This is a genomic window from Anaerotignum sp., assembly GCF_051877975.1.
Taxonomy (GTDB): Bacteria; Bacillota; Clostridia; order Lachnospirales; family Anaerotignaceae; genus Anaerotignum_A.
The window spans coordinates 23,798-30,327 of the sequence record NZ_JBJEJK010000002.1 but is presented as its reverse complement, the minus strand read 5'-3'; the positions used below and the strand labels follow the sequence as shown (position 1 = coordinate 30,327).

Sequence of the window (6,530 nt, the reverse complement as noted above, 5' to 3'; positions counted from 1 at the left end):
ATTAGGATACTTCTAGGATATCTTTATTTCGACAGAAAATCAAGTTTTTTATTTTATATCTGTGGGTTTTTTGCGAAGCATGTCAAATTTTTTCACAGGTCTGTCGAATTTTACCTTTAAAATTTCCTGGGGATGGGGAGCAGAATCCACCCTATCCCCCGCTTCGTTGATGATTTCCGTAACGATCATAGAAAAGGAATCTCCTTTTGCTGGCATTACTTCAATTTCTTCTCCAACAGAAAATTTATTTCTCTGTTCCACAACGGCAAAACCTGTTGTCTCCTCCCAATCTTCCTGCACCATGCCAATAAAATCATATTCGCGGATATAGGAATTGTTCGTATATACCTGCTGATTTCCGTCAGGTTTTCCATAATAAAATGCTGTTGTATAATCCCTGTGGCTTGCCTTGGAAACCTCAGCCAGATAATAAGGCAGGCGTGCTTCATAGAGCTTCGGGTCGGTATGATAATCATCAATGGCCTGACGGTAAGCTTTTACCACTGTACCCACATAGAAAGGGGTTTTCATGCGCCCTTCGATTTTTAAGCTATAGATACCAGCTTTATCAATATCAGGAATATGTTCGATCATACAGAGGTCTTTGGAATTATAGATATAAGTACCTCTTTCGTTTTCTTCAATAGGCATATATTCCCCGGGGCGTGTTTCTTCCACCAGATGATATTTCCAGCGGCAGGGATGGGCACAAGCCCCTTTATTGGCATCTCTTCCTGCCAGATAGTTGCTCAGCAGGCATCTGCCGGAATAGGAAATGCACATGGCACCATGCACAAAGGCTTCAATCTCCATATCTGCGGGAATGTTATCGCGAATCTGTCTGATTTCTGTCATAGACAGTTCACGGGCAACGACCACACGTCTCGCCCCCAGCTGATACCACATCTGGGCAGATTTGTAATTCGTATTGTTTGCCTGGGTGGAAACATGAATCTCCATATTAGGAACAGTTTCTCTGGCAACGGAAAATACCCCTAAATCGGAAATGATAAGGGCATCCACACCGATGGCTTCTACTGCTTTGAAATAGTCTGCCATTCCCTCAAAATCCGGGTTATGGGCAAAAATATTAGCTGTCACATATACTTTCACACCATGTTCATGGGCAAATTTTACGCCTTCTGCCATGGTGTCTATATCAAAGTTTTTTGCTTTGGCACGAAGGCCATAGGCCTCTCCGCCGATATATACTGCGTCTGCACCATAAAGTACAGCGATCTTCAGCTTCTCCAAATCGCCTGCCGGTGCCAATAATTCCATTTTCTTTTTATTCTGCATCGTCAGTTTCTCCTTCTGTTCTAACTTCTGGTTCTTTCCATTCGATTTCTTTTTTCTTATAGCAAAGGGCTACACCATCCCCTATGGGAATGATAGAGGTTTCCAGTGCATCATTATGCGTAATCTCCCAAAGAAAATTCCGCAATCTCTTATGGATCGTGCGCTGTCTGCGGGGCACACTAAAGCGGGTTTGAGCGATGGTTCCACCCTGCAGCACATCATCCACAATCAGCAGACCTCCAACAGGCAGCAAACGAAGGCAGTGAGGCAGGAACGCCTGATACTGCCCCTTTGCAGCATCCATAAAGATCACATCATAGGGGCCTTCCAAAGTGGGCAGGATATCTGCCGCATCCCCTTCCAAAATCTTAATTTTATCTTCCAGCCCCATACGCTTGATATTCACACGGGCATCTTTCAGCATCACTTCATAGCGGTCGATGGTCGTTACAGTTCCCTCTTCCGGCAAGTAGCGGCACATGAGCCCTGCGGAAAAGGCAACAGCTGTACCGATTTCCAAAATATTTTTAGGCTTCTGCATGGTCAGCAGGACACTCAGCAGGCGGGCGACTTCGGGCGGTACAATAGGCACCTCCGCAGCCATGGCTTCCTTCTGGATTTCGCCCAACACACCGTCATACATAGGCTGTACCGTACGCAGATATGCATTCATCGTATCATCAGTTACATAATTCATTTTTTCTCTCCTATTTTCTATCACTGTGCACTGGCCTGATATGCTGCCTTTGCATCCAGGAATTCATCGTAAGTTTCGCAGTAAACATGATTATCTTTGCCTACTGCTTCTACAACGTAGTACAGATAATTATTATCTTCCGGATAAAGAGCTGCCCGGAAGGAAGATTCGCCGGGGTTGGAAATAGGCCCCAAAGGCAAGCCTTGATTTTTTCTTGTATTATAGGGGGAATCCGTATTCAGATCATCCTGTGTCAATTCGCCGGATGTTTTGCCGACAGCATAGAGCACTGTGGCATCGATGCCAAGGGACATATTATCTTTCAGGCGGTTATAGATAACAGCGGCAGCTCTGGGACGTTCTTCCTCTACTTTGATTTCTTTTTCAATCATAGAAGCAATTGTTACGATTTCATCCAGAGTATACTCGCTCTTCTCAACAGCTTCCTGATATTCTTTTGTATACATCTTATCAAAACGAGCCAGCATGGCATTGACGATATCATGGGCTGTCATACTTTCTTGCAGGAAATAAGTATCAGGGAAGAGATACCCTTCCAGTTTGTATTCTCTGTCAGGAAGGTCTTTCAGAAAATCATAATCGAAGGTACCATTATTGCATTCGCTGATAAATTCTTCTGCCGTGCAAATTTCTGTTTCTGCGACTTTTTCAGCGATTTGCTTCACGGAATAGCCTTCCGGAATCGTGATCTTCAAATTTGCCGCCACTTTGCCGCTTTGCAGCAATTCCATAATCTGCCGTTTTGTCAGGCCTGTATCCACTTCATAGGTACCCTGTTTATAAGTACCGTCAAACCCTTCCAGTTTGCTGGTCAGTTTGAACCCAAATACGCTGCCGATGAGCTTATTCTCTTTCAGAATTCTCGCAATATCTTCTGTACCCGCCCCCTCAGGAATGGTAACAGTGACAGTTTCTCCTGTCAGTTCCACTTCTTCTACAGGGGGGTTCATGAGATGATTCATAAATGTAAAAGAAAGCAGACCAACAATCAAAGCTACAATCAAAACGATCAGACCTTTTGCAAAGCCTGTCAGGTGGCGTTTTTTCCGATGGTTGTTCTTTCTTTGGGGGGCAGCGGAGCGAGTTCTGTTTTCTTTGGCAGACCGTCCCTCTCGGGGAGAAAGTTCCTCCCTGGCAGGGCGTTCTATGCGGATATCCTCATAATAGGATTCCTTCGGTTCTCTGGAAAATTCTGCCCGCCTTGCGGCTGCACGCCGTTCATATTCCGTGAAGCTGTTTTGTTCCTGGGCAGGTGCTTCCCTTTTCGGGCTACGTGTTTGCTCCCGGAAAGGATCTTCTCTTTTTGGAATATGCGTTTGTTCCTGTGTGCTGCGCAGAGAACGACGTTCCTCTCTAACGGGATATCTTGTATTTCCATCTATGGTGGCTCTTTCTCTTCGAGGATATCTGGTTTCAGAGTATTCATTTTCTCTGTCGAATTTATCATCCATAAGTGATGCTCCTTTCTTTATTCCATCATATTATTATACATTTTTCTCCTTTATCGTACAACCTTTTCTCGCAATATAAAGGACATCAACAATTTCTTTTTCATTTTTCTTAAGATTATTGCAGAAATCCGAAGCTTTGATATAATTAAGGATGAAAAATATTGAGAGGAGAAAATCCGTGAATTATCAAGAGTGTATCCATTATTTAGAAGAAGAAGTCGGCTTTGGTTCTGTACCGGGGCTGGAACGCATAGAATTTCTTTGTGAAAAGCTGGGAAACCCCGAAGAGAAGCTTTCTGTCATCCATATTGCAGGGACAAACGGGAAAGGTTCTGCTGTTGCTATGCTGTCTTCTATTCTGAAAGAAGCAGGATACCGTGTCGGAACCTATACCTCTCCCCACTTGGAACGATACAACGAACGTTTTATGATCAATGGTGAAGAAATTTCAGATGCGGATTTTACAAAGGAGATCAATTTGATACGGAAGCTCTGTGAGAAACTGGAAGCAGAGGGCAAAGCTGTGCCTACGCTTTTTGAAATCCTCACCGGAGCAGCCTTTCATTACTTTTCTGAACAAAAAGTCGATATTTTGATCTTAGAAGTAGGGCTTGGCGGCAAATATGATGCTACCAATATTGTCTCCTCCCCTCTTCTTTCTCTCATTATGTCCATCAGTATTGACCATACAGATTTCCTTGGGGATACCATTGAAAAAATAGCTGCGGAAAAGGCTGGCATTATCAAGAAAAATTGCCCGGTAGTGTTGTATTCTCAAGAGGAAATAGTATATAATATCATCAAGGATGTGGCAGACCAATTGGATGCGCCCTTATATTGTTTGAATGATGCAGAGATCAACGTCGCTTCCCAAACGCTGGAAGGGACTGTTTTCTCTGTCAAAAATAAATCAATATTTTTGGAAAATTTTAAAGTATCCCTTCTGGGGTCCTATCAGATCGATAATTGTTTGGCAGTTTTAGAAGCCTGTCGCGTTCTCAGAAAAAGAGGCATTTCCCTTTCGGAAGAAGCGATTCGAAAGGGTCTGAAAAACGCCCGTTGGGCCGGCAGAATGGAGATTTGCAGCAGAAACCCTTTGGTAATTCTAGACGGCGCCCATAATGCGGATGGTATTGCACAGCTGGCGAAATCCCTTTCTATTTATTTCAAGGGCGAAAAAGTTACCCTGATCCTTGGCGTTTTGGGTGACAAGGAATATCACAAAATGGCGGAGTATATCCTCCCCTATGCCAATTCTGTCATCCTGACAGAACCCCATAGCGAACGAAAGCTGGATGTATTTTCTCTGGCCCGTTCCATTTCTAATTATAATGGCATGATCTATACGGAAAAGAAAATCGAAGATGCTTATGAAAAAGCTCTCTCTATCACCCCTGCAGATGGTATCGTCCTTTGCTGTGGCTCTCTTTATATGATCGGTGCCATCAGAACTTATATTACAAACAGAAGCATTTGAAACGGAGGAATGACCCGTGTTTAATTTTAAAGATGAATTGAGCAGATTCCAGCCTATTATGGAAATTGACCAAATTGAAGAATCCCTGCACCCTTCCCAAATGCAGGATTTATTAGATATTTTGCAGCATATTGCAAAAGAAAAAAAACAGACACCCCCTCAGGAATAAGAAAAAGGAGAGAATGACATGAAATGCCCCAATTGTGGTTTTGAATTTTTTGAGGGCTGCCATTGTCCCGGCTGTGGGGTCGATGTATATGTGTTCCGCAAAGCACGCAGTGCGTCTATTCGCCTGTATAACGATGCCCTTAGCTTGGCAAAGGAAAAAGACTTATCCGGCGCAGCGGCAAATCTGGAGCAAAGCCTTCTTTTTGATAAAAATAACGTGCAGGCAAGAAATTTGCTTGGTCTCATTTATTGTGAAACAGGGCGAATTGGCGATGCCCTGAAACATTGGATCATCAGCACTTCTATTTTGCCGGAAGGCAATACCGCCTCCAGCTATATTGATTATCTGCAGAAAAATGGCAGAGAAATGGAAAAATGCAATGATGCTATCCGTATGTATAATCAGGCGATCAATTATTTGAAACAAGGCAGCGATGACTTGGCGATTATCCAGCTGAAAAAATCCATTGATAATAATCCTGATTTTTTGGATGCTTATAATCTGATGACGCTTTGCTGCCTAGAGGATAAAAATATCAAACGTGCACAGCATTTCAACGATATTGTTTTAAAGCGGGATATCCGCAATCCCCTCGCCTTGCATTACGCACAGCTTCTTGGAAATTCCTCTTCCACTTCTGTATTAAAAAAGCAGGAAAAGGCTAAATCTGTTGTTGGCATGAAGAAAACAGACAGCAATCCCCCGATTCCTCGCTATAAACGGAAGGAAAAGGCTAATAGTGTACTGGAAAAACGTGACTTGCTGGCCTTTTTAGTTGGTATTGCCGTATCGGCAATCGTAATTCTTGTTTTGATCGTACCAGCTTTGAATGAAAGCAAGAATACAAAGATCAAAGAGCTGGAAACAGCTGTGGAAAATTATGCCGGTGAAACGAATATGACACCGGAAGAGGTTCTTTCCATGCGGACAGAACTGTCAAAGCTGCAGGAAGAAAATAAATTGCTCCGCAGCGAGGAAAATAAACAAGCAAACTTGGAATTGCTGGAAACAGCTGTATCCCAGATGACAGACGGCGATTATGAAGCCTGCGTCACTACGCTGGATTCTATTGATACGGTAAGCTTCAGCGAAGAAGATTTGGCGAAATATAATTCTGTAAAGACGACCGCTTACCCCAAGGCAGCGGATTCCTATTATACAAAGGGCAAGAGCCAGTTCTTAAGCAATAATTTTACTGAAGCGAAAACTTATCTGGAAACAGCTCTGCAATATACCAGCAATGAAAACTTTGTAGATGATACAATTTATTATCTGGCAAGGATTGCAGAGGAAGACGGCGATGCAGAGCTTGCAAAAAAATATTATAACCGCATTATCAGTGAATTCCCCGATTCCAATCAGATCAGTAATGTAAGAAATGCACTGGAACAATTAAATAAAGCACAGTAAAAAAAT

The 6,530-nt window shown here is 43.0% G+C and carries 6 protein-coding genes; 3 read left to right on the top strand and 3 right to left on the bottom strand.

All coding sequences use genetic code 11. The annotated features are described in order from the left end of the window. Nucleotides 1–48: 48 nt before the first annotated feature. The 3 genes from ACI39P_RS00250 to mltG are packed head-to-tail and all read right to left on the bottom strand — an operon-like array spanning nucleotide 49 to nucleotide 3,468. Complete coding sequence (locus tag ACI39P_RS00250) at nucleotides 49–1,299, bottom strand: peptidase U32 family protein (RefSeq protein WP_439718709.1); 1,251 nt, start codon at nucleotides 1,297–1,299, stop codon at nucleotides 49–51. Next, nucleotides 1,289–1,996, bottom strand: a complete 708-nt coding sequence (locus tag ACI39P_RS00245) for a class I SAM-dependent methyltransferase (protein ID WP_439718708.1) — start codon at nucleotides 1,994–1,996, stop codon at nucleotides 1,289–1,291. The genes ACI39P_RS00250 and ACI39P_RS00245 overlap by 11 nt, the downstream gene beginning before the upstream one ends. A gap of 20 nt (nucleotides 1,997–2,016) precedes the next feature. Further along, nucleotides 2,017–3,468, bottom strand: a complete 1,452-nt coding sequence (gene mltG / locus ACI39P_RS00240; RefSeq protein ID WP_439718707.1) for an endolytic transglycosylase MltG — start codon at nucleotides 3,466–3,468, stop codon at nucleotides 2,017–2,019. 178 nt (nucleotides 3,469–3,646) lie between these two features. Here mltG and ACI39P_RS00235 point away from each other — a divergent pair, with 178 nt between their 5' ends. Genes ACI39P_RS00235 through ACI39P_RS00225 form a run of 3 tightly spaced genes read left to right on the top strand, consistent with a single transcriptional unit; the run spans nucleotide 3,647 to nucleotide 6,524 of the window. Further along, nucleotides 3,647–4,945, top strand: coding sequence for a glutamate ligase domain-containing protein (locus tag ACI39P_RS00235; protein WP_439718706.1), 1,299 nt, complete (start codon nucleotides 3,647–3,649; stop codon nucleotides 4,943–4,945). A gap of 16 nt (nucleotides 4,946–4,961) precedes the next feature. Further along, nucleotides 4,962–5,114, top strand: a complete 153-nt coding sequence (locus ACI39P_RS00230; RefSeq protein WP_439718705.1) for a hypothetical protein — start codon at nucleotides 4,962–4,964, stop codon at nucleotides 5,112–5,114. Nucleotides 5,115–5,132: 18 nt separating this feature from the next. Continuing rightward, nucleotides 5,133–6,524: a tetratricopeptide repeat protein gene (locus ACI39P_RS00225; RefSeq protein ID WP_439718704.1), complete on the top strand. Its 1,392-nt coding sequence runs from the start codon at nucleotides 5,133–5,135 to the stop codon at nucleotides 6,522–6,524. Nucleotides 6,525–6,530 lie beyond the last annotated feature (6 nt).